At 54.4% G+C, this 23,700-nt stretch carries 18 protein-coding genes and 1 pseudogene; 13 read left to right on the forward strand and 6 right to left on the reverse strand.

Going from position 1 to position 23,700, the window contains the following annotated elements; all coding sequences use genetic code 11:
- Positions 1-59: 59 nt before the first annotated feature.
- The gene (gene cirA, locus Electrica_RS07725) at positions 60-2,033 is read left to right on the forward strand and encodes a catecholate siderophore receptor CirA (RefSeq protein WP_131048163.1); all 1,974 of its coding nucleotides are present in this window, start codon (positions 60-62) and stop codon (positions 2,031-2,033) included.
- A gap of 207 nt (positions 2,034-2,240) precedes the next feature.
- Here cirA and fghA read toward each other — a convergent pair whose 3' ends face one another.
- Positions 2,241-3,077, reverse strand: a complete 837-nt coding sequence (gene fghA / locus Electrica_RS07730) for an S-formylglutathione hydrolase (RefSeq protein WP_131048162.1) — start codon at positions 3,075-3,077, stop codon at positions 2,241-2,243.
- Between the two features lie 370 nt (positions 3,078-3,447).
- Here fghA and folE point away from each other — a divergent pair, with 370 nt between their 5' ends.
- The 6 genes from folE to mglC all read left to right on the forward strand — a co-directional run bounded on the left by folE (position 3,448) and on the right by mglC (position 10,485).
- A complete protein-coding gene (folE, locus tag Electrica_RS07735; protein ID WP_100682697.1) occupies positions 3,448-4,116 on the forward strand; it encodes a GTP cyclohydrolase I FolE in 669 nt (222 codons plus the stop codon).
- Between the two features lie 18 nt (positions 4,117-4,134).
- Positions 4,135-5,292, forward strand: a complete 1,158-nt coding sequence (gene yeiB, locus Electrica_RS07740) for a DUF418 domain-containing protein YeiB (protein ID WP_141964167.1) — start codon at positions 4,135-4,137, stop codon at positions 5,290-5,292.
- Positions 5,293-5,447: 155 nt separating this feature from the next.
- Positions 5,448-6,470, forward strand: a complete 1,023-nt coding sequence (gene galS, locus Electrica_RS07745) for an HTH-type transcriptional regulator GalS (protein ID WP_141964168.1) — start codon at positions 5,448-5,450, stop codon at positions 6,468-6,470.
- Between the two features lie 293 nt (positions 6,471-6,763).
- Complete coding sequence (mglB, locus tag Electrica_RS07750) at positions 6,764-7,762, forward strand: galactose/glucose ABC transporter substrate-binding protein MglB (RefSeq protein ID WP_100682694.1); 999 nt, start codon at positions 6,764-6,766, stop codon at positions 7,760-7,762.
- 176 nt (positions 7,763-7,938) lie between these two features.
- A complete protein-coding gene (gene mglA / locus Electrica_RS07755) occupies positions 7,939-9,459 on the forward strand; it encodes a galactose/methyl galactoside ABC transporter ATP-binding protein MglA (RefSeq protein WP_131048160.1) in 1,521 nt (506 codons plus the stop codon).
- A 15-nt stretch (positions 9,460-9,474) separates the two neighbouring features.
- On the forward strand, positions 9,475-10,485 hold the full coding sequence (mglC, locus tag Electrica_RS07760; protein WP_100682692.1) for a galactose/methyl galactoside ABC transporter permease MglC: 1,011 nt from the start codon (positions 9,475-9,477) through the stop codon (positions 10,483-10,485).
- A 99-nt stretch (positions 10,486-10,584) separates the two neighbouring features.
- Here the strand turns inward: mglC and sanA are convergent, their stop codons facing one another.
- From sanA to Electrica_RS07780, 4 genes are all read right to left on the reverse strand, one after another.
- A complete protein-coding gene (gene sanA / locus Electrica_RS07765) occupies positions 10,585-11,298 on the reverse strand; it encodes an outer membrane permeability protein SanA (RefSeq protein ID WP_100682691.1) in 714 nt (237 codons plus the stop codon).
- Positions 11,299-11,424: 126 nt separating this feature from the next.
- Positions 11,425-12,309 (reverse strand): cytidine deaminase, encoded by an 885-nt coding sequence (gene cdd / locus Electrica_RS07770; RefSeq protein WP_141964170.1) that lies wholly within the window; start codon positions 12,307-12,309, stop codon positions 11,425-11,427.
- A gap of 127 nt (positions 12,310-12,436) precedes the next feature.
- A complete protein-coding gene (locus Electrica_RS07775) occupies positions 12,437-13,132 on the reverse strand; it encodes a CidB/LrgB family autolysis modulator (protein ID WP_100682689.1) in 696 nt (231 codons plus the stop codon).
- Positions 13,122-13,529 carry a CidA/LrgA family protein gene (locus Electrica_RS07780; RefSeq protein ID WP_100682688.1) on the reverse strand — a complete coding sequence of 136 codons (408 nt, stop codon included), beginning with the start codon at positions 13,527-13,529 and terminating at the stop codon, positions 13,122-13,124. The genes Electrica_RS07775 and Electrica_RS07780 overlap by 11 nt, the downstream gene beginning before the upstream one ends.
- A 368-nt stretch (positions 13,530-13,897) precedes the next feature.
- Between Electrica_RS07780 and dusC the strand changes: the two genes are divergently transcribed.
- Together dusC and Electrica_RS07790 are read left to right on the forward strand one after the other, a co-directional pair.
- Positions 13,898-14,830 carry a tRNA dihydrouridine(16) synthase DusC gene (dusC, locus tag Electrica_RS07785; RefSeq protein WP_141964172.1) on the forward strand — a complete coding sequence of 311 codons (933 nt, stop codon included), beginning with the start codon at positions 13,898-13,900 and terminating at the stop codon, positions 14,828-14,830.
- Between the two features lie 353 nt (positions 14,831-15,183).
- Positions 15,184-16,548, forward strand: a complete 1,365-nt coding sequence (locus Electrica_RS07790) for a carbohydrate porin (RefSeq protein WP_141964174.1) — start codon at positions 15,184-15,186, stop codon at positions 16,546-16,548.
- Positions 16,549-16,587: 39 nt separating this feature from the next.
- Here the strand turns inward: Electrica_RS07790 and Electrica_RS07795 are convergent, their stop codons facing one another.
- Positions 16,588-17,448 (reverse strand): helix-turn-helix transcriptional regulator, encoded by an 861-nt coding sequence (locus tag Electrica_RS07795; RefSeq protein ID WP_131048158.1) that lies wholly within the window; start codon positions 17,446-17,448, stop codon positions 16,588-16,590.
- Between the two features lie 210 nt (positions 17,449-17,658).
- On the opposite strand from Electrica_RS07795, the gene Electrica_RS07800 reads away from it, so the two are divergent.
- From Electrica_RS07800 to bglF, 4 genes and pseudogenes are all read left to right on the forward strand, one after another.
- The gene (locus Electrica_RS07800) at positions 17,659-18,987 is read left to right on the forward strand and encodes a glycoside-pentoside-hexuronide (GPH):cation symporter (protein ID WP_242627879.1); all 1,329 of its coding nucleotides are present in this window, start codon (positions 17,659-17,661) and stop codon (positions 18,985-18,987) included.
- A gap of 19 nt (positions 18,988-19,006) precedes the next feature.
- The gene (locus tag Electrica_RS07805; RefSeq protein WP_141964178.1) at positions 19,007-20,686 is read left to right on the forward strand and encodes a glycoside hydrolase family 43 protein; all 1,680 of its coding nucleotides are present in this window, start codon (positions 19,007-19,009) and stop codon (positions 20,684-20,686) included.
- A gap of 164 nt (positions 20,687-20,850) precedes the next feature.
- Positions 20,851-21,684: a transcriptional antiterminator BglG gene (bglG, locus tag Electrica_RS07810; RefSeq protein ID WP_100682682.1), complete on the forward strand. Its 834-nt coding sequence runs from the start codon at positions 20,851-20,853 to the stop codon at positions 21,682-21,684.
- Between the two features lie 32 nt (positions 21,685-21,716).
- Positions 21,717-23,685 (forward strand): annotated as a pseudogene (bglF, locus tag Electrica_RS07815) (PTS beta-glucoside transporter subunit IIABC).
- Positions 23,686-23,700: the final 15 nt, after the last annotated feature.

The raw sequence follows: 23,700 nt of genomic DNA on the forward strand, positions 1-23,700 counted from the left end.
GCAGTACGTGTTAATTGCACCTTTTGTTTGATTCGTTATACACCTCATGGAGATATGGAATGTTCAGGTTAAACCCTTTTGTCCGGGCGGGATTGTGCGCATCCGTCGTATCGCTGGCGTTTCCGGCTGTTGCCAAGGCCAATGAAGAAACGCTGGTCGTCACCGCCGCGGCGACTGAACAGAGCGTAAAAGATGCGCCAGCCAGTATCAGCGTCATTACTCAGCAAGATCTGCAGCGCCGTCCGGTTCAGAATCTGAAAGATGTTCTGCGCGACGTGCCAGGCGTGCAGCTCACCAACGAAGGCGACAACCGCAAGGGCGTCAGCATTCGTGGCCTCGACAGCAGCTACACGCTGATTCTGGTCGACGGCAAACGCGTTAACTCGCGCAACGCGGTCTTCCGCCACAACGATTTCGATTTAAACTGGATCCCGGTCGACGCCATTGAGCGCATTGAAGTGGTCCGCGGGCCGATGTCCTCCCTCTATGGCTCCGACGCCCTCGGCGGCGTGGTGAACATCATCACCAAAAAAGTCGGTCAGAAGTGGACCGGAACCCTGAGCGCCGATACCACGATTCAGGAACATCGCGATCGCGGCGATACCTACAACGGCCAGTTCTTTACCAGCGGTCCGCTGATTGACGGCGTGCTGGGGATGAAAGCCTACGGCAACCTGGCAAAACGCGCGAAAGACGATCCGCAGTCCTCCAGCAATGCCGCCGGTGAAACGCCGCGTATTGAAGGCTTTACCAGCCGCGATGGCAACGTTGAGTTTGCCTGGACGCCGACCGATAACCAGGATATCACCGCCGGCTATGGCTTCGATCGTCAGGATCGTGATTCCGACTCCCTCAACCGTAATCGTCTGGAACGCCAGAACTACTCCCTGAGCCATAACGGTCGTTGGGATGTGGGCAATAGCGAACTGAAGTTTTATGGCGAAAAAGTCGATAACAAAAATCCGGGCCAGAATGGCACGATCACCTCTGAAAGCAATGCGGTTGATGGCAAGTACGTGTTGCCGCTGGGGATGATTAACCAGCTGCTGACCTTCGGTGGCGAATGGCGCCACGATAAACTGAAAGATCCGATTAATCTGAGCAGCGGCGGAAAATCCACCTCTGCCAGCCAGTACGCGCTGTTTGTTGAGGATGAGTGGCGTATTTTCGAACCGCTGGCCCTGACCACCGGTATTCGTATGGACGACCATCAGACCTACGGCGATCACTGGAGCCCGCGTGCTTACCTCGTCTATAACGCCAGCGATACGGTCACCGTAAAAGGCGGCTGGGCCACGGCCTTTAAAGCGCCGTCGCTGCTGCAGCTGAACCCGGACTGGACCACCAACTCCTGCCGCGGCTCGTGCAGTATCATCGGTAACCCGGACCTGAAGCCGGAAACCAGCGAAAGCTTCGAACTTGGCCTGTATTACCGTGGTGAAGAAGGGCTGCTGGACGGCGTAGAAGGCAGCGTGACCACCTTCCAGAATAACGTCGACGATATGATCGATATTCTGCGCACCTCCAGCGCCAGCGAAGCGCCGGGCTACCCTAACTTTGCCGGCTGGAAAACGGTTAACGGCAAACGCGTACCGGTCTTCCGCTACTTCAACGTCAATAAAGCGCGCATCAAAGGGGTGGAAACCGAAGTCAAAGTGCCGTTCGGCGACGCGTGGAAGCTGACGGTGAACTACACCTATAACGATGGCCGCGATCTCAGCAACGGCGGCGACAAACCGCTGCAGTCGCTGCCGTTCCACACCGCCAACGGGACGCTGGACTGGAAGCCGCTGGATGACTGGTCCTTCTACGTCACCGCCAATTATACCGGCGAGCAGCGCGCAGTCAGCGCCACCTCGAAAACGCCGGGCGGTTACACCATGTTTGATATTGGTGCGGCATGGCAGGTGACGAAGAGCGTCAAGCTGCGTTCAGGCGTACTGAACGTCGGGGATAAAGATCTGAGCCGCGACGACTACAGCTATACCGAAGAGGGCCGTCGCTACTTTATGGCCGTGGACTACCGCTTCTGATCGACGCGGAAAGAGGGGCAGATGGCGAACGCTGTCTGCCCCCGGAAAGCGTCTGGTCGCAGGGAAGCGGCGCTATTGCGCGGATAAAGATACGGCCATCGAAGAAGAAAGCAACGCAGAGTGTTGAATGACCCTGGCCGTCGCACGGTGGCCGGGCAAGCGGGAAACGGTGCGCCGCCACCGGGAGCGCGGCACACCGGCAGGAAATCAGGCCAGCAGATAGCGGGCGTGAAAACGCAGATGGTCTTCAATAAATGAAGCGATGAAGTAGTAGCTGTGATCGTAGCCGGGCTGGATTCTCAGGGTTAACGGCCACGCTTTTTGCCGCGCGCACTCCGCCAGCACCGCTGGCTGCAGCTGTAGCGCGAGGAAGGTGTCGCTATCGCCCTGGTCTATCAGCGTCGGAATGGCGTCAGCGGGCTGGCTTGCCTGCATTAATGCGCAGCTGTCCCACGCCTGCCAGGCAGACTCATCGGCGCCGAGATAGGCGGTGAACGCTTTTTGTCCCCAGGGAACCTGCGTAGGGTTAACAATCGGCGCGAAAGCGGAAACGCTGGTAAAACGCCCCGGGTTTTTCAGCGCCATGATCAGCGCGCCGTGCCCGCCCATCGAGTGGCCGCTGATGGCGCAGCGCTCGCTGACGTTAAACTGCGAACGGATGAGCTGCGGCAGTTCGTCACGCAGATAGTCATACATGCGGAAATGCGCAGACCACGGCGCGGCGCTGGCATTGAGGTAAAAACCTGCGCCTTTACCCAGATCCCAGCCGCTATCGTCGGCGACATCATCGCCGCGCGGACTGGTATCCGGCATGACCAGCACCAGACCGAGTTCGGCGGCGACACGCTGGGCGCCCGCTTTGGTGGTGAAGTTTTCATCATTGCAGGTCAGCCCCGACAGCCAGTAGAGCACCGGCGGCGGCGTCTCATCGCACAGGGGAGGTAAAAAAATGCTGAACGTCATTGCGCAGTTCAGGGTACTGGAGTCGTGCCGCCATCGTTGCTGCCGACCTTCATAACAGCGATGCTCTTCAAGCAATTCCATGCCGGGCTCCTCAGGAAGGTAAATGCGGGTGTCAGGTCATAATACAGATATTTCATCTACCTGTGAGCAACTTTCACTTCCTCCTTTGAGGAACATATTGCATCATTAATGCAACTTTTAGCCAACATGCCCGATGCTGGTCGCTCGCCGGAGACGGCGCAATAGCGCGTGGCGGTCAGCGACAGAGTGCAAGGCGGGTCGGGCGAGTTTCCTCAGCGGTAACCGCAACCCGTCGTGAGGGATCAATAGCTCACGCAAATTTCAATAATTATCGTTTCGGCTACTGGATTATGTGCGCCGCCTCACGCACAATGAATGCAAACTTTGCCCGCAGAAGAGCAAAGAGCGCCACACCTGCAGGAGAACCTAAATGTCAGCACTGAGTAAAGAAGCCATACTCGTTCATGAAGCGCTGGTCGCTCGTGGGCTGGAGACGCCTCTGCGTCCGCCCGTAGAAGAAATTGATAATGAAACCCGCAAGAGCTTGATTGCCGGACACATGACCGAGATTATGCAACTGCTGAATCTTGATCTAACTGATGACAGTCTGATGGAAACGCCACGACGTATCGCGAAAATGTACGTCGATGAGATTTTTTCCGGGCTGGACTATGCCAGGTTCCCAAAAATCACCGTTATCGAAAACAAGATGCAGGTCGATGAAATGGTCACCGTGCGCGATATTACCTTGACCAGCACCTGTGAACACCACTTTGTCACGATTGATGGTAAAGCGACGGTGGCCTATATCCCGAAAGATTCGGTCATCGGTCTGTCGAAAATCAACCGTATCGTGCAGTTCTTCTCCCAGCGCCCTCAGGTGCAGGAGCGACTGACTCAGCAGATTTTAACGGCGCTGCAGACGCTGCTGGGCACCAGCAACGTTGCGGTATCCATTGATGCGGTGCATTACTGCGTCAAAGCGCGCGGCATCCGTGATGCCACCAGCGCCACGACGACGACCTCACTGGGCGGCCTGTTTAAATCCAGCCAGAATACTCGCCAGGAGTTCCTGCGCGCCGTACGCCACCACAACTAAAAATACGGAGCAGGACAGATGGAGCGAAATGTCACGCTGGACTTTGTGCGCGGCGTCGCCATCCTTGGGATCCTGCTTCTGAATATCAGCGCCTTCGGCTTGCCGAAGGCCGCTTACCTCAACCCGGCCTGGTCCGGGAGCATCTCCCTCACCGACGCCTGGACCTGGGCGATTCTCGATCTGTTTGCGCAGGTCAAATTCCTGACGTTGTTTGCCTTGCTGTTTGGCGCCGGACTACAGATGCTGTTGCCTCGCGGCAAGCGCTGGATCCAGTCACGTCTGACGCTGCTGGCGCTGCTAGGCTTTATCCACGGTCTGTTTTTCTGGGATGGCGATATCCTGCTGGCCTATGCGCTGGTGGGGCTGGTGGCGTGGCGCATGGTGCGCGATGCGCATCACATCAAAACGCTGTTTAACACCGGCGTCGTGCTCTACGTTATCGGCGTTGCCGTGCTCGTGCTGCTCGGCATGATTTCTGGCGATGCGCCGAACCGTTCATGGGTGCCCGATGCGGCGAATTTACAGTATGAGCAATACTGGAAGCTGAACGGCGGACTGGAGGCGGTCAGCAATCGTGCCGATATGCTCTCCGATAATCTGCTGGCGCTAGGGGCGCAGTACGGCTGGCAGCTGGCGGGGATGATGTTGATGGGGGCAGCGCTGATGCGCAGCGGCTGGTTAAAAGGGCAGTTTAGCCTCGGCCACTATCGCCGCACCGGCGCACTGCTGATTGTCGCCGGTATGCTCGTCAATCTGCCGGCTATTTTTGCCCAGTGGTATCTGGGGTGGAATCCTCGCTGGTGCGCGTTCCTGTTACAGGCTCCTCGCGAGCTGGGCGCGCCGCTGCAAACCATCGGCTATGCCTCGCTGGCATGGGGCTTCTGGCCGCAGTTGTGCAGGCTGCGGCTGGTGGGGGCTATCGCCTGCGTCGGGCGGATGGCGCTAACCAACTATCTGTTGCAAACGCTCGTTTGTACTACCATTTTTTACCGTTTTGGCCTGTTTATGAAGTTTGACCGCCTGCAGCTGCTGGCTTTCGTGGTGCCGGTCTGGGCGGTAAATATCACCTTCTCTCTCTTTTGGCTACGTCATTTCCGTCAGGGGCCGGTGGAATGGCTGTGGCGTCAGTTAACCCTGCGTGCGTCAGGGACATCACTAAAAAACACATCAAGATAACGATCTCGATCACAATCATTAACAAAATGGATGTAACCGTTTCCAGGCTTGTGACATCACTCACGTAGCGCGCTGCGGGTCGCTGCCAGAATAGCCACCTTGCTGAACACAGGAGGTGGGTGTGACGTATTGCAATTCTCTTAAGGGCGGTAAGCATGATCACCATTCGTGATGTCGCCCGTCAGGCGGGCGTTTCCGTAGCGACCGTCTCGCGCGTGCTGAACAACAGCGCGCTGGTGAGCCCGGATACGCGGGAAAATGTAATGAAAGCGGTAACGCAGCTGGGCTACCGGCCGAACGCCAATGCGCAGGCGCTGGCGACGCAGGTCAGCGACACCATTGGCGTGGTGGTGATGGATGTGTCGGATGCCTTTTTCGGCGCGCTGGTGAAAGCGGTGGATACGGTCGCTCAGCAGCACCAGAAATATGTGTTGATCGGCAATAGCTACCATGAGGCGGAAAAAGAGCGTCATGCCATCGAAGTGCTGATTCGCCAGCGCTGCTCGGCGCTGATCGTCCATTCCAAAGCCCTCAGCGATGCAGAGCTTGGCGACTTTATGGAGCATATGCCGGGGATGGTGCTGATTAACCGCATTGTGCCCGGCTACGCGCATCGTTGCGTGGGGCTGGATAATGTCAGCGGGGCGTTGATGGCCACGCGGATGCTGCTGAACAACGGTCATCAGCGCATCGGCTACCTCTCTTCAAACCATGGCATCGAAGATGACGATATGCGCCGGGAAGGGTGGTTGAAGGCGTTGCAGGAACAAAACATTATCGCGCCAGACAGCTGGATTGGCTCGGGTACGCCGGATATGCAGGGCGGAGAGGCGGCCATGGTTGAGCTACTGGGGCGCAATTTAGGCCTGACCGCGGTCTTTGCCTACAATGACAGCATGGCGGCCGGGGCGCTGACGACGCTTAAAGATAATGGCATTGCGGTACCGCAGCATTTGTCGCTTATCGGCTTTGACGACATCCCGATTTCTCGTTACACCGACCCACAGCTGACGACCGTGCGCTATCCTGTTATGTCAATGGCGAAACTGGCAACGGAGCTGGCGCTGCTGGGGGCGGCAGGCAAACTCGATCATGAAGCGCGGCATTGCTTTATGCCGACGCTGGTACGCCGCCATTCGGTGATGCCGCAGCAAATTGCGGGGCCGATCACTAACTGATGATGTGTCTTATGTAACCGTTTTCAATCTGTGAGTAAATTCACAGTATATTAACATTCAACTGATTATGATGGCCTCGTTTACTAGTCTGAACCACTATATCACGGTGATTAATCACTTTTACCGTAGGGATAAGGCGCAGTACGCTTAATTAATTCGTGTTTCTGGAGCGTTACCCTACACGGAAGACAGAATTTATAGTCGTGAATGTTGTTGTGCGGTAACACTAATGTAACAAGTCCCCGCCGGCTATTTTCACACCAACGACCCTGCATAATAAAACCGGAGATTCCATGAATAAGAAGGTGTTAACCCTGTCTGCTGTTATGGCTGGTATGTTATTTGGCGCCGCGGCACACGCAGCGGATACCCGTATCGGCGTAACCATTTATAAATATGACGACAACTTTATGTCGGTCGTGCGCAAGGCGATTGAGAAAGACGGCAAATCAGCGCCAGACGTTCAGCTGCTGATGAATGACTCGCAGAATGACCAGTCCAAACAGAACGATCAGATTGACGTCCTGCTGGCCAAAGGGGTGAAGGCGCTGGCGATTAACCTGGTGGACCCGGCAGCCGCTGGCACCGTTATCGAAAAAGCGCGCGGCCAGAACGTGCCGGTGGTGTTCTTTAACAAAGAGCCGTCCCGCAAAGCGCTGGACAGCTATGACAAAGCTTACTATGTCGGCACCGACTCAAAAGAGTCCGGGATTATTCAGGGCGACCTGATTGCCAAGCACTGGAAAGCCAATCCGAACTGGGATCTGAACAAAGACGGTCAGATTCAATATGTTCTGCTGAAAGGCGAGCCGGGCCACCCGGATGCTGAAGCGCGTACCACCTACGTGATTAAAGAGCTGAATGACAAAGGTCTGAAGACTCAGCAGCTGCAGATGGATACCGCGATGTGGGATACCGCTCAGGCGAAAGATAAGATGGATGCCTGGCTGTCTGGCCCGAACGCCAACAAAATTGAAGTGGTTATCGCCAATAACGATGCGATGGCAATGGGCGCGGTTGAAGCTCTGAAAGCGCATAACAAGAGCAGCATTCCAGTATTCGGCGTCGATGCCCTGCCTGAAGCGCTGGCGCTGGTAAAATCTGGCGCGATGGCCGGTACCGTGCTGAACGACGCGAACAACCAGGCGAAAGCCACCTTCGATCTGGCGAAAAACCTGGCCGATGGTAAAGAAGCGGCGGCGGGTACTAAGTGGAAGATTGAGAATAAGATTGTCCGCGTACCTTATGTTGGCGTAGATAAAGACAATCTGAGCCAGTTTATCGGTAAATAATTATTGAGTTACGGGCGTGAGCTCTCCCCGGAACAGGTCGGGTTGCTGACAGCGAATGCTGCGGCAACCTGAAATATCCGGATATTCGCGCCCGATTATTCCTGATACAGAACCCGACCCTGATGGCGGCGCGAATGCGTCGGTTGGGGTGTGCATGAACGCAGCCAGGTATAACTATGGTCAGCAATAATAGCGAACGGTCAGGCGAATTCTTGTTGGAAATGAGCAATATCAACAAATCGTTTCCTGGCGTCAAGGCACTCGATAATGTCAATCTGAAAGTCCGTCCTCATTCTATTCATGCATTGATGGGAGAGAACGGTGCTGGTAAGTCGACATTATTAAAATGCCTTTTTGGAATCTATCAAAAAGATTCCGGTAGTATTCTTTTTCAGGGGCAAGAGATCGATTTCCATTCCGCGAAAGAAGCGCTGGAAAACGGTATTTCAATGGTTCACCAGGAATTAAATCTGGTATTGCAGCGTTCGGTGATGGACAACATGTGGCTGGGGCGTTATCCCACCAAAGGAATGTTTGTCGATCAGGAAAAAATGTATAGCGATACCAAAGGGATATTTGATGAGCTCGATATAGATATCGATCCGCGTGCCCGCGTCGGCACGTTATCCGTATCGCAAATGCAGATGATTGAAATCGCCAAGGCATTTTCTTATGACGCCAAAATCGTCATTATGGATGAGCCTACGTCATCATTGACCGAGAAAGAAGTTAATCATCTGTTTAAGATTATCCGCAAGCTGAAAGAACGCGGCTGCGGTATTGTCTATATTTCTCACAAGATGGAAGAGATCTTCCAGCTGTGCGACGAAATAACGATTTTGCGCGATGGTCAGTGGATTGCCACCCAGCCGTTGGAAGGCCTGGATATGGATAAGATCATCGCCATGATGGTAGGGCGCTCGTTAACCCAGCGCTTCCCGGAGAAACACAATACGCCGGGTGAAACTATTCTGGAAGTGCGCAACCTGACTTCGCTGCGTCAGCCATCGATTCGTGATGTCTCCTTCGATCTGCGTAAAGGGGAGATCCTCGGTATCGCCGGGCTGGTGGGAGCGAAGCGTACCGATATAGTCGAAACGCTTTTCGGTATCCGCGAAAAATCAGGCGGCACGATTACGCTGCACGGCAAGAAGATCAATAACCATAGCGCGAACGAAGCGATTAACCATGGTTTTGCGTTAGTCACCGAAGAGCGCCGCTCCACCGGTATTTATGCGTATCTGGATATTGGCTTTAACTCGCTGATCTCCAATATTAAGAAATATAAAAACAAGGTGGGTCTGCTGGACAATTCCCGCATGAAAAGCGATACCCAGTGGGTTATTGACTCGATGCGCGTGAAAACCCCCGGCCAGCATACGCAAATTGGTTCGTTGTCCGGTGGTAACCAGCAAAAGGTTATTATTGGTCGCTGGCTATTAACCCAGCCGGAAATTCTGATGCTTGATGAACCCACGCGTGGGATTGACGTTGGCGCGAAGTTCGAAATTTATCAGCTGATTGCTGAGCTGGCGAATAAAAATAAAGGGATCATCATTATTTCCTCCGAGATGCCGGAGCTGCTGGGTATTACCGACCGTATTCTGGTAATGAGCAACGGTCTCGTTGCCGGAATTGTTGAGACAAAAACGACTACGCAGAACGAAATTTTACGTCTTGCGTCGTTGCATCTTTAAGAGCAGGGGCTTCTCATGAGTGCGTTAAATAAAAAAAGTTTTCTCACGTACCTGAAAGACGGTGGGATTTACGTTGTGCTGTTGGTTTTGCTGGCGATTATTATTTTCCAGGACCCCACGTTCTTAAGTTTGCTGAACTTGAGTAACATCCTGACTCAGTCTTCGGTGCGTATTATTATCGCGCTCGGCGTTGCCGGACTGATTGTAACCCAGGGTACCGACCTCTCTGCCGGTCGCCAGGTCGGGCTGGCGGCGGTTATCGCCGCGACCATGCTGCAGGCGGTCGACAATGCCAACAAGGTCTTCCCGGATATGGCGACTATGCCGATTCCGCTGGTGATCCTGCTGGTCTGCGCGATCGGTGCGGTTATCGGGCTGATTAACGGGATTATTATCGCTTATCTGAACGTGACGCCGTTTATCACCACCCTGGGTACGATGATCATCGTCTACGGCATCAACTCCCTGTACTACGATTTTGTCGGCGCATCGCCCATTTCCGGTTTTGACAGCCACTTCTCGCACTTCGCGCAAGGGTTTATCGCGCTGGGGTCGTTCCGCCTGTCGTACATTACGTTCTACGCGGCGATTGCGGTCTTCTTCGTGTGGATCCTGTGGAATAAAACCCGTTTTGGTAAAAACATTTTTGCCATCGGCGGTAACCCGGAAGCGGCCAAAGTTTCGGGTGTCAACGTGGCGCTGAACCTGCTGATGATTTATGCCCTGTCCGGTGTGTTCTATGCTTTTGGCGGTCTGCTGGAGGCCGGTCGTATCGGTTCGGCCACCAACAACCTCGGCTTTATGTATGAGCTGGATGCGATTGCGGCCTGCGTCGTTGGCGGCGTGTCGTTTAGCGGCGGTGTGGGTACGGTGCTTGGCGTGGTGACCGGGGTAATTATCTTCACCGTCATCAACTACGGCCTGACCTATATCGGCGTCAACCCCTACTGGCAGTACATCATCAAAGGGGCGATCATTATCTTCGCCGTGGCGCTGGATTCATTGAAATACGCGCGCAAAAAATAATCGTCCGTTGCTATCCCGCCCGCGCCATTCGCGCGGGCTTTTTTGGGTCTTTTTTACGCCGACTGACCCGGGGGAAAGTATGCCGATATCAACGGCCCGTCACTGACTCTTTTGCAGTTCCAGCAGCTGTTCCGGCGTGACGGCAGGATAGGACTGCGCACCCTCAGGCACTTCCTGCAACGTCGGAATCGGAATTAACGGCCCTAAAAAGCGGGGTTCGCGTTTGAACACGTACAAATCCGCCAGCGCGCCAAACCGGGCGCCAAACTCACGTAAACGCACGTTCCACATATCCTTCGGCGAAGGCACCGCGTAACACTGCGCCTGAATCCCCATATGCAGAGCGATAAACAGCGCCCGTTCGCAGTGGAAGCGCTGGGTAATGATAATAAAGTCGTTAGTATCGAAAACTTTGCGGGTGCGCACGATAGAGTCGAGCGTGCGGAAGCCGGCGTAATCGAGCACGATATCGGCCGGGTCGACGCCGCCTTTGATTAAATCGCGGCGCATGGTCATCGGTTCGTTGTAGCTTTGCAGCGCATTATCGCCGCTCAGCAGCAGGTAGTTCACTTTGCCGCTATTGTAAGCGTTCAGCGCCCCCTGAATACGATAACGATAATACTGATTAATCACTCCGGTGCGATAGTACTTGGCGGTACCGAGCACCACCCCAACCTGGCGGTAGGGCAGATCCTGGAGTTCATCATAGATATAGGGGGCGGTTTTCCAGCTCATCCAACGGTCAAGACCCAGCACGGTCAACAGCAGCAGGCCGAACAGGACTAACAGGCTGTATAACACACGCTTTAACATTCACCTGACTCATGTGGACAATGGAGCTATCAGGCTACTTTACCCGCCGGGCAAGAGCAAGAAACCATCGTTTAATTGCGGGGATTTTCAACAATGCGGGCCAATGGGGCCCGCATGACGGGAAAATTAGCCGAGCAGGACGCGATCAATATTCTGGCAACCTAACGCTTTCAGCGTTGCGACGGTTGCATCCCACTGAATCAGCGCCGCATCGGCTTTCTCAGCCAGAATGGCGCGCTGAATATCCGGATAGTCATAGCCGTTGAGGCTCAGCAGGTTGAGCGCTCCCTGCAGCGGCGGCAGCGTTGGGTTAAAGGCCGCGTTTTCCGCATAGCGACCGGCGAAAATGGTGCCGTCTTTCAACTCCAGCGCCACGCCGGAGGGCGAGTTGCTGTATGGCATATGGCAGCGGTTGGCAGCCTGAATGGCCGCCTGCGCCAGGGGATCGCCGGTCAGCGGGAAACCATGATCCTGTTCATCCATCAGCAGCGTTTTAATCTCGAGGTCCTGCGGACCGAAGGCATCCGGCAGATAGTGCTGCAGCGAATGCGCTTCGCGACCCGGCAGATGAATACGCAGGAGCTGGCTACTGTTCAGCTCATTCATAAACTGACGACAGTGGCCGCAGGGGGTGTAGTTGACGGTAATGGCCTTGAGCGAGCGTTCACCGCGCAGCCAGGCGTGGCTGATGGCGCTTTGTTCCGCGTGTACGGTTTGTTGCATCGTGGCGCCGAGGAACTCCATATTACCGCCAAAGTACCAGGTGCCGCTAATGCCGCGGGCGATGGCGCCAACGTTAAAATGGGAAAGGTCGGCGCGCGCACAGGCTGCCGCGAGTGGCAGCAGCGCAAAGGCCAGCGCGTCTTCATCAAGGCCTGTTGCGTTGCGCAGCGTGGCGACCTGACCGGCATCCAGCAAAGCCGGGAAGTGCGGGTCGATCAGCATCGGGGCGATGGCCGCTTGCAGGTCTGCCGCCAGAAGAGGAAGAGCAGCGTGAAAACGTGGGTGCATGGCGTTGCCTCTTAACAATGTAATGGGAATCTAGTGTACGGGCGAGGGGAGCCCGTATATGTGATTAATATCTCATTGTTTATGCAACTTTATTATGTTGCACTGATAAATGTGATTAAGATCACATTTATCCGACGATAGCCAGAATCACCGGGAACAAAAAGGGCGCCACCAGCGAGGTGATAATCCCGCACAGCACCAGCGCCAGGGAGCTGAAAGCCCCTTCCTGATAGTCCAGCTCCGCACAGCGGGCGGTCCCCAGGGCATGCGATGCGGTGCCCATCGACAGACCGCGTGAGGCTTTGGTGCGAATGCGCATCAGGTTCAGCAGGCTGTGGCCGAAAACCGCGCCGAGAATCCCCACGAAAATAACGCACACCGCGCTGATGGCCGGAATACCGCCAATGCTTCCGCTGACCGCCATCGCAATCGGCGTGGTGACCGACTTCGGCATAATGGAGGCGGCGATTTGCGGCGTCGCGCCGAGCAGCAGCGCGACGGTAGTGCCGGTCACCATCGCCACGACGCTGCCGATAAAGCAGATCGTAATAATCGATTTCCAGCGGGCGCGGATCTGGTGCAACTGCTCATACAGCGGGAAGGCCAGCGCCACGACCGCAGGCTGAAGCAAATCGTTGAGAATTTTACTGCCCTGAAAATAGCGATCGTAGGAGATACCGCTGAGCAGCAAAAAGGGGATGATTACGATCATCGCCACCAGCAATGGATTCAGCAGCGGAAATTTAAACCGCGCGGCCAGCTTGCGGGCGAGGAAAAAAACGATCAGCGTCAGCGGCAAGGACCACCAGATTTCATGCATCATCTTTGACGTCCTTAGTTTGACCGACCACTTTACGTTCGCCATGAACCAGATGTGAGCTCCAGCTCACCACAAGGAAGACCACTAATGTACTGATCGTGCAGGAGATTGCCACCGGGCCGAGCTGCGCGCGCAGCAGATCCCAGTATTGCATGACGCCAACGCCGATAGGCACAAACAGCAGCGCCATATAGCGAATCAATATGTTGCACCCGGGGTTGACCCATTTCGGCGGCATAATCTGTAGCGCCAGAAGAACGAACAAAATCAGCATGCCGATAATGCTGCCGGGAATAGTAATGGGCAGCAGGGAAGCAACAAAAATCCCGGCGTATAAACAAGCATAGATCAGGACAAAAGCCCGCAGGTACTGCCAGATAATATTCAGCGATTTACTCATGGTAATAACCCTTGATGAACCGTATTCATCATACAATTAAACCTTGAAATGTGCTATCGATCACATCATGAATTCCAGGCATAGATTTAATAGAGTAATGGAACCTTCGGGCATGCGGAATGCATGTTGATGAATCCGGCAATAAATAATAGTGAGAATGGCTCAGGCAGAGCGGGAGCGCTGCGTTTTTTTGCGCCACCACGACGCAACTTCGCCGCTCCTGCGCGGCAAAAACGCATCATGCTTATGGCGGTATCCATGCCTTCGCGTACGCCCCGACCCGCTAACCATAGCCGAAGCGCATTGAGATCTTTCAACCGACGCACAGAGGCGCTACCATAGCGCCTCTTTTTTTTCCGGGTAACAATATGCGTGTATTACTGGCGCCGATGGAAGGTGTGCTCGATTCGCTGGTGCGCGAGCTGCTGACCGAGGTTAACGATTACGATCTGTGCATCACCGAATTTCTACGGGTGGTGGATCAGCTGCTGCCGGTAAAATCGTTCTACAAACTGTGCCCGGAACTTCATCATCAAAGCCGCACGCCTTCCGGCACCCGCGTCCGGGTGCAGCTGCTGGGGCAATATCCGCAATGGCTGGCGGAAAATGCCGCGCGGGCGGTGGCGCTGGGTTCGTGGGGCGTCGATCTGAACTGCGGCTGTCCGTCAAAGCTGGTGAACGGCAGCGGCGGCGGGGCGACGCTGCTTAAAGACCCTGAGCTTATCTATCGCGGTGCAAAAGCGATGCGCGAAGCGGTGCCGGATCATCTGCCGGTGACGGTCAAAATTCGCCTGGGCTGGGACAGCGGAGCGCGTCAGTTTGAAATTGCCGATGCGGTAGAGCAGGCCGGCGTGACGGAGCTGGTGGTTCACGGACGCACGAAAGAAGACGCTTATAAAGCCGAGCGGATCAACTGGGCAGCGATTGGCGAAATCCGCCAGCGGCTGTCAATTCCGGTTATCGCTAACGGCGAAATCTGGGACTGGCAAAGCGCGCAGGAGTGTCTGGCGGTCACCGGCTGCGACTCGGTGATGATTGGTCGCGGCGCGCTGAACGTGCCAAATTTAAGCCGGGTCATCAAATATAACGAACCGCGCATGCCGTGGCCACAGGTTGTGGAGCTACTGAAAAAATATACGCGTCTGGAAAAACAGGGCGATACCGGGTTGTATCATGTTGCGCGAATTAAACAGTGGCTCAGTTATTTACGCAAAGAATATGATGAGGCGTTGATCGTGTTTAATGAAATACGTACGCTGAAAACCTCTGCGGACATTGCGCTGGCCATAGCCCGTTATTAGGGAATATTGTTAAATCGCTCACACTTTATTACTCCGGGAGCATCTGCTGATGGGCATTTCTGCCGCTGAGTGATATTGTAGTATTCATATATTCAGGGTTGCTACTGATTACAGGCAAAACCTAAGCACTTCCGCCATTCGTGGCTGGAGTGCTTAGGTTTTTTTTTGCTTTTTATTTCTTGAGGAATTAAATGATTATCTAAAACAATAGGTTATGCTCGAATCGGTTGCGCTAATAAAGCGGTTGAATGGCTGACGGGCAGGTATTGAAAAATAAATATAAAGACTAAAAACGGGCAGGTTTATTGCCTGGGGCCAGCTATTACCCTTATTCAGTCACAATGGATATCATTATGCACAACAAAAAAATAAATCACCTTCTGTTGATAGTGACATTGACTCTGTTGACTCCCGGCGCGTTCGCTGCGGAAACAGAAAAATGGAACGGTACGGTATTAGGTTTTGAGAAGCCGCAAAAAGGCTTGCTCGGGGAGATGGCCGGGATTCGTCCGATCCTCGAAGATAACGGATTTAATTATAATCTCGGCTACCTCAATGAAATGGGATACAACGCCGGCGGCGGATATAACCATGACAAACAGCTGGCTTATATCGATCAGGTCGCCCTGACCTTTACCCAGGACCTGGAGCGCTGGACCGGGATCCCGGATGCGCGCATTGAGGGCAATATCGTTAACCGTAACCACGATGACAACCTGACCACCCAGCGGCTACAGGATCCGCGGGTTAATTTTAACGATCTGGCGCAGGAAAGCTGGGGAGGCCAGTCCATTACCCGTCTTGGCTGGCTGACCTTTGCCCGTAGCTTCGATGAGCGTCGTATGACCTGGCGTATCGGGATGATGAATAAGGTGCAGACCTTCGATCAGATTATCCCCTGCGATTTTCAGTTGCTTTCACAGTGTGGCGGTAAGTCTGCCAACTCGCTGACCTGGAACAACTGGAACGTCCATACCTGGGGCACGACCGTCGAATATAAGCTGACCCCGACGCTGACGCTGAAGGGCGGTGTCATGGAGCAGAATCCGCAGGCCTCTTCCCGCAGCCACGCGTGGAGCTGGTCGACAAAAGGCAGTAAGGGCATTTTGCTGCCGGTAGAGATCGAAGCGCGTCCGGTGATCAACGGCCTTCCCGGCGCGTATAACCTCGGCGTGCTCTATACCAACGCCCCGCAGAACGATCTGTATACGGGAAAATCCGGCGGTCCCGGGGCCAGCGACCCGCAAGGATATGCGCAACACGATCGCACCTGGTTTCTGTATGGCGGGCTGAATCAGCAGATAACCCGCCATGCTGACGACCCTGAGCGCGGGATGAGCGTTTCGCTGAGCGGCAGCTATAGCGATAAGCGCAGCAACTACATCCATACCTCCGTGGCCGCATCAATGCGCTATCGCGGCCTCTTTGACGCCCGCCCGCAAGACTGGCTGGGCTTTGGCCTGACCTGGATGGATATGAGCAACCATTACGCGCGCAACCAGCAGTACAGGAATGAGGTCAGCGGGGCTACGGACTATTCTGCGGCAAACTATCAGCCGGTAGCCGGGCATTCGGTGAATGCTGAACTGTACTACCGCCTGCGTCCGGTGTCGTGGCTTGAGCTGCAGCCGGGCCTGCAGTACTGGCATCGCCCGGGTGGCGTCGCTCAGACTCAGGATGCCTGGGTCATCGAGTGGAAAACCGTGGTGACTTTCTGAATCGACAGGACGGACAGCTGCCCGCGGTGCGGGCGGGTGTCATCCGACGCGGCGGTTGTCCAGACGGTCGCGAAATTCCAGCGGCGTGCAGCCGAGGTGCTGGCGGAAGCGTAAACAGAAATAGGCGCTATCGGTAAAGCCCGCGGTCTGGGCTACATCGACAATTTTTAGCTGGCTGGAGGTCAGCAGTTGTACCGCCACCTTGAGCTTACGCAGAAAAATATACTCTTTAAACGTCATATTAAACAGCTGCTTAAACATGCGTGAAAAGTAGGACTTCGACACCTGGCACCGCTGCGCCGCCTCCAGCGTGGTGGTCTCCCAGGCTTTATGCTCTTCAATCTCATACAATAATTGCCGCACCCTGCTCACAAAGTCGCCGCCGGGAACATGGGGGAACGTCTCATCGTCGTGGTTGAGCGAGAAAACGAACTCCATCAGCAGAGCGATGCTTTTCAAAAATACCGCCTGGTTATCCGCTTTCTTTCCCAGACCAATGGCCCAGTCAAAAAGCGCCGTCAACTGCACGCCGGTTGCGGGATCCGGATACAGCACCCGGATGCGATCCTTTTGCCGGGAAAAATGGCTCACCGCCAGCGGGTTTAAAAAATCAAATTCAAACTGGAACAGATAGCGGTTGTGATTGTACTCTGGGATCAGGTACATCGCATGGGGAATGAGCGCCGGAACGAAAATCAAGGTGCCGTTTTTTATCGGGATCTGTCGATCGTTGATGCCAAAATAACCACAGGAACGATCGAACCACATTAATTCATACATAAAGTGAAAATGTGTCTTCACATCATCGCCGGAATACTCGGGAAGCTGATATTGCTGCAGGTAGTAGAGTTCCTGGGTCAGCGTAATGATATTTTCATATGTTACCGGGTCATCATGCATAAAACGCCTCCTTTTTTATACTATATGCCGAACGGCAAATAAAATAAAAAGCGTTCTTAATGTAAATGCGATAGCCATCACAGGGCAGGTTCACTTTTATTATATAGCTATCCTCTCTTTATACATATTGAAGAAGCCGATGGGCCTACAATGGCCTTGTCAGCAGCAACAACCTTTCCTTGTATGGGGTTATCGTCAATGAACAAAATAATGCCATTAAACTGGTATCAGAAAATGGGTTATGGACTTGGAGACACCGCCTGTAATTTGGTCTGGTCATCCATCATGTTATTTATGGCCTATTTTTATACGGATATATTTGGTTTGTCACCGGCGCATATGGGGACCATGTTTTTAGCCGTCCGGGTAATTGATGCCTTTTTTGATGTGGGGATCGGCGCAGTGACGGACCGCACGCGGACCAAATATGGTCAATTTCGCCCTTATTTACTGTGGTTCGCCATTCCTTTTGGCGTAATGTGCATGTTGACCTTTTATACGCCAGATTTTTCCTATACCGGCAAGCTGATTTACGCCTACGTTTCTTATACCCTGCTCTCGCTGTTATATAGTGCTATTAATGTTCCCTATTGCGCGATGATTAACAATATCAGCCAGAGCTCCGTCGAACGGGTGTCGTTGCAATCGTGGCGCTTCGCCATGAGCTCCGCCGGCGGGCTATTAGTCTCCGTGGCCGCGCTTCCTGCGGTGGCGTGGTTGGGGAAAGGGAATATCCAGCACGGCTATTTTTATGCCATGGTGCTGATTAGTAGCCTGGGTATTATGTTGTTTTACCTTTGTTTCTTCCTGACCAAAGAGACCGCGATCGCGGCAATCGATGCCAATCGCGGGAGTCTGTTGCAGGATCTGCGTATATTATTGAAAAACCGCGACTGGCGTATTCTCTTTACGCTCAACGTCGTCAATCTGGTGGCGGTTATCTTTAAAATGGGGATCATTATTTACTTCTGTAATTATGTTCTGCGACGCAGCGATCTAAGCAGCATGATGATCACCGTATCCATTATTTCTGGGTTAGCCGGGACAATTTTATCGGTCTATATTTTCCGTGGTATGGATAAAGTCCGGGGATTTAAGCTGGCGATGTTGCTTGAAGCGATATTACTTGCGCTGCTCTATGTCTTTGCCCAGTCGTCGCTAATCATTATTTTTGCCTTTATTATTGTGATTAATTTTATTCAACTGGCGGCCACACCGTTGCAATGGGCGATGCTCTCGGATGTCGTCGATGCAATTGAAAGAGATACCGGTAAGAAAATGAGCGGTATCGTTTTTTCCACCAATCTTTTTGCCATCAAATTAGGTATTGCAATCGGCGGCGCGCTAATGGGCTGGCTATTGTCATGGAGTGGTTATATCGGTGGCGCGGCGCAGCAACCGCCGATGGCCATTCTGACGATTAAACTTATTTTTACCGTATTACCGGCGGTTCTGGTGCTGGCGCTGGTGATCATTATGCGCCGTTATTCTTTATCCGATCGGTCGCTGGCGATGGTGGAAAAAACCAGTACGTTATAATTTAAAAAGGACGTGGTTAATGATTAAAAATCCAGTATTACGTGGTTTTAATCCTGATCCGGCAATCTGTCGGCGGGGCGATGACTATTATATTGCCGTTTCGTCATTCGAGTGGTTTCCCGGCATTCCGGTCTATCATTCCACCGACTTAGAGAACTGGACGTTATGCGCCCATGTGCTCAACGATCCACACACGCTGGATCTGCGCAAACTGCGCTCCGCCAAGGGTATCTGGGCACCCTGTCTGACCTGGTGTGAAGCCGACCAGCTCTTTTACGTGGTGTACGGCATCATGAACGCTATGAATGGCCGCTATTTTGATGTCGATAATTATCTGGTCAGCGCGGCGGACATTCGCGGTCCGTGGAGCGAGCCGGTCTACATCCACTCCGTGGGCTATGACGCCTCTGTTTTCCACGACGACGACGGCAGAAAATGGATTGTCGCCGTCGACTGGGAGACCCGGGATGACTATACCGGGGCGATCTCCATCGTGGAGTACGATCCGCAGTCGAAAATGACGATTGGCTATCCGCAGCGTATCTGGCAGGGGGTGTATGGCATGGCGGAAGGGGCGCATATCACCCGGCGCAATGGCTATTATTACATAATGTGCGCCGAGGGCGGCACTGGCTACGGCCACTGCGTAACCCTCGGACGGGCGCGGCATATTCTCGGCCCTTATGAAAAAGATCCGCACAGCCCGCTGCTAACCTCGGCGCGAGCGGAGGATTTGCAAAAGCCGGTACATATCGAGAAAACCTCGGCATCGGCGTTTGATAAAGATTATCTGCGGCGGCAGTGTTTTAACCCGGCGTCGGCGCTGCAAAAATCCGGTCACGCCAGCTATGTCGAAGATGACCATGGGAATGTCATTATGGCCCACCTGTGCGCCAGGCCGCTGCTTCCGGAACTGGCCTGTACGCTGGGGCGGGAGACCGCCATTCAAAAAATGCGCTGGACTGAGGAGGGGTGGCTGCGCCTGAGTGCGGGCGGCAACCTGGCGCAGGAATATGTCGGGCTGGGGCCATCGACCGCCGTTGATGAGCAGGCGGAGCGGGTTGAGCGAGTCGATTTTGCTGCGCAGGTATTGCCGCCTGGCTGGTACGCGCCGCGTATTCCGCCTGCGGACTTTACGCGCTATGCGCCCGAAGAAGGCGCTCTGATGCTACGCGGTCAGGAGTCGCTGTGTTCGGAGAACCGCGTCAGTCTGCTGGCGCGGAAGCTGACCTCGGTGTACGCCACGCTGACGGCATGCATGGATTTTCAACCCGAGGTGTTCCAGCACAGCGCCGGGCTGGTGCTGTACTACGACAATATGAACTATCTGTTCTTGCACAAAACCTTTGACGATCGGCTGCGGTGCTCGCGCTTTTATGTCATTCATGTCGATAACGGTCTGAAGCGGGAAGATCATCTGGGAACGGTGGCTGGCGTCGAGGGGCCGGTGTATCTGCGGCTGGCGATTGACGGCAAGTCGACGCGGTTTTTCTGGTCGCCAGACAATCAGACCTTTCATGCGATAGGTCAGACCTACAGCACCGCCTTGTTTTCCGATGAGTACAGCCGCTATGGCGAATTTACCGGCGCCTTTGTCGGGATTGGCTGCGTGGATTCCGCCTACCATCGGCGGCAGGCGGCGTTTTACTCGCTGGAATATCGCGCGTTTGAGCAGCGTTCGTTACCCCAACCGGAGTAAATCAGTGGATTAGTCGCGATCCGTATCACGTTTTACTACTTCGCTGGTTGAGACGGCGGAAGAAATTGCTAGAGTGCGGGTGTTGGATTGCTACTGCTTCGGCAGGCAAAACCTGATTTCCTGGCATTTGTCGGGGGTCAGGTTTTTTTGTTTCTGGGGTTTATATGCTAATCGCCAAAGTTCTTAACAATAATGTGGTGGTTGTTTTAGATGAGCAGCGACGCGAACAGGTGGTGATGGGGCGAGGGCTAGCCTTTCAGAAACGCGTCGGTGACTCACTGGACGAAAGTAAAATTGAAAAGATCTTCGCGCTGCAGAGCGATGAACTGGTTGGCCGTTTAGGCGAATTACTCAGTCAGATACCGTTAGAAGTGATGACCACCTGCGATCGGATTATTGATCTGGCGCGCGGGCGGTTGGGCAAGCTGCAGGAGAGTCTGTATATCACCCTGACCGACCACTGCCATTTTGCCATTGAACGGCAAAAGAATGGGATGACGATTCGCAACGTTCTGCTGTGGGAAATTAAGCGGCTTTATCCGAAGGAGTTTGAGCTGGGGCAGGAGGCGCGGGCGATTATCGCCAGGCGGCTCGGCGTTGAGCTCGCTGAAGATGAAGCCGGGTTTATTGCGCTGCACCTGGTCACCGCCCAGCTCAACAGCGAAATGCCGGAAGTGATGCACGTCACCCGGGTGATGCAGGAAATCCTGCAACTGGTGAAGTATCAACTGCAGCTCAATTATGACGAAGAGTCGCTGAGCTACCAGCGTTTTGTCACCCACCTGAAGTTTTTCGCCCAGCGGATGCTGACGCGCACGGTGGTGGCAGATGATGACGTCACCCTGCACAGCGCGGTGAAAGATAACTACGCGAAAGCGTGGAAATGCGCGGAAACCGTCGCCATGCATCTACAGAAAAGCTATCAGCGATCGCTGACGACGGAAGAAATTATGTTTCTCGCCATCCATATCGAGCGGGTGAGAAAAGAAGGGCGTTAATTGCCCTTACCTGAAAACTGGATTGTTACTGCATAACGCAGGCAAAACCTGAGCGCGACGCCATCCGGCGTGGTTCTCGGGTTTTTTTATTTTTACACTCAGTCACGGTTGCCTGCGGGCAGCGGAAGTAAGGAAAACAGCATGGAATATAAAGCACTCGCGCAGGATATTCTTAGCCGGGTTGGTGGCAAAGAGAATATTGTGAGTCTGGTTCACTGCGCTACACGGCTGCGCTTTAAGCTCAAAGAAAACAAGAAGGCGGACGCGGAAGGACTGAAGGCCAACCCTGGCGTCATCATGGTGGTGGAAAGCGGGGGTCAGTTCCAGGTGGTGATTGGTAACCACGTCCACGATGTCTGGCAGGCGGTACGCAATGAAGCGGGTCTGACGGACGACAGCGAACCGTTGGCCAGTTCCGGGGAGAAAACCTCGCTGCTTGGCCAGGTAATTGATGTGGTCTCCGGTATCTTCACGCCGTTTATCGGCGTGCTGGCGGCATCGGGGATCCTCAAAGGGCTGCTGGCGCTGGCGGTGGTTTGCGGCTGGCTGACTCCGCAGCAGGGGACCTATAAAATCTGGTTTGCCGCCAGCGACGCGCTGTTCTTTTTCTTCCCGCTGTTTCTGGGCTATACCGCCGGGAAAAAATTTGGTGGTAATCCGTTTATTACCATGGTGATCGGCGGGGCGTTGACCCATCCGATGATGATTCAGGCCTTCGACGCGGCACAGCTTCCCGGCTCGGAGGCGGCGCACTTTCTCGGCATCCCGGTGACCTTTATCAACTACAGCTCCTCGGTGATCCCGATTATCCTCGCATCGTGGGTGAGCTGCTGGCTGGAGCGTAAAAGCAATGCGCTGCTACCGTCATCAATGAAAAACTTCTTTACGCCGCTGTTTTGCATCGCCGTCGTGGTTCCGCTGACCTTCCTCGCTATCGGCCCGGTGGCCACCTGGCTCAGTCAACTGCTGGCCCACGGCTACCAGATTATCTACACGGTCGCGCCGTGGCTGGCGGGCGCGGCGATGGGCGCGCTATGGCAGGTGTGCGTTATTTTTGGCCTGCACTGGGGACTGATCCCCTTGATGATTAATAACCTGACGGTGCTGGGACAGGACTCGATGCTACCGATGCTGCTGCCGGCGGTGATGGGTCAGGTCGGGGCGGCGCTGGGGATTTTCCTGCGCACCCGCGATGCGCGGCAAAAAGTGCTGGCCGGCTCTGCGGTATCCGCCGGGATCTTTGGCATCACCGAGCCGGCGATTTATGGCCTGACTCTGCCGCTGCGTCGCCCGTTTATCTTTGGCTGTGTGGCTGGCGCCATCGGTGGGGCCATCGTTGGCCTGAGCGACAGTCACGTCTACTCCTTTGGCTTTGCCAATATTTTCACCCTGGCGCAGATGATTCCGCCGCACGGAATCGACGACACCGTATGGGGCGGAGCAATTGGCATCGTGGCTGCGCTGGTTATCTCTTGCGCGCTGACCTTTATTGCCGGGCTGCCCGCGAGCCGGGCGGAAGCATCGGACGTTCCGCTTGCCCCGGTAACGGAAAACGATATTCTTGCCCCGATGTCCGGAACCGTACTGGCGCTGGATCAGGTTCCTGATAGCACCTTCGCCAGCGGTCTGCTGGGCAAAGGCGTGGCGATTATTCCCTCCGTCGGCAAAGTGATTGCGCCGTTTTCCGGAGAGGTGGCGTCACTATTCCAGACTAAACATGCGATTGGCCTGCTCAGCGATAGCGGCATTGAACTGCTGATTCATGTCGGTATCGACACCGTGAAGCTTGATGGCGTGCCGTTTACCGCCCATGTGAAAGAAGGTGATAAGGTCAAAGCCGGTGACTTGCTGCTCGAATTTGACCGCCAGGCCATTCTGGACGCCGGTTATGACCTGGCAACCCCGATTATTATCAGCAACAGCGACGATTATCGCGCCGTAGACATCGTATCCGCCAGCGAGGCCGATGCCGGCCAGCCGCTGTTGTCTGTCAGCCATTAATCAGAGGAGAGAAAG

This window comes from Klebsiella electrica, from assembly GCF_006711645.1.
GTDB lineage: Bacteria > Pseudomonadota > Gammaproteobacteria > Enterobacterales > Enterobacteriaceae > Klebsiella > Klebsiella electrica.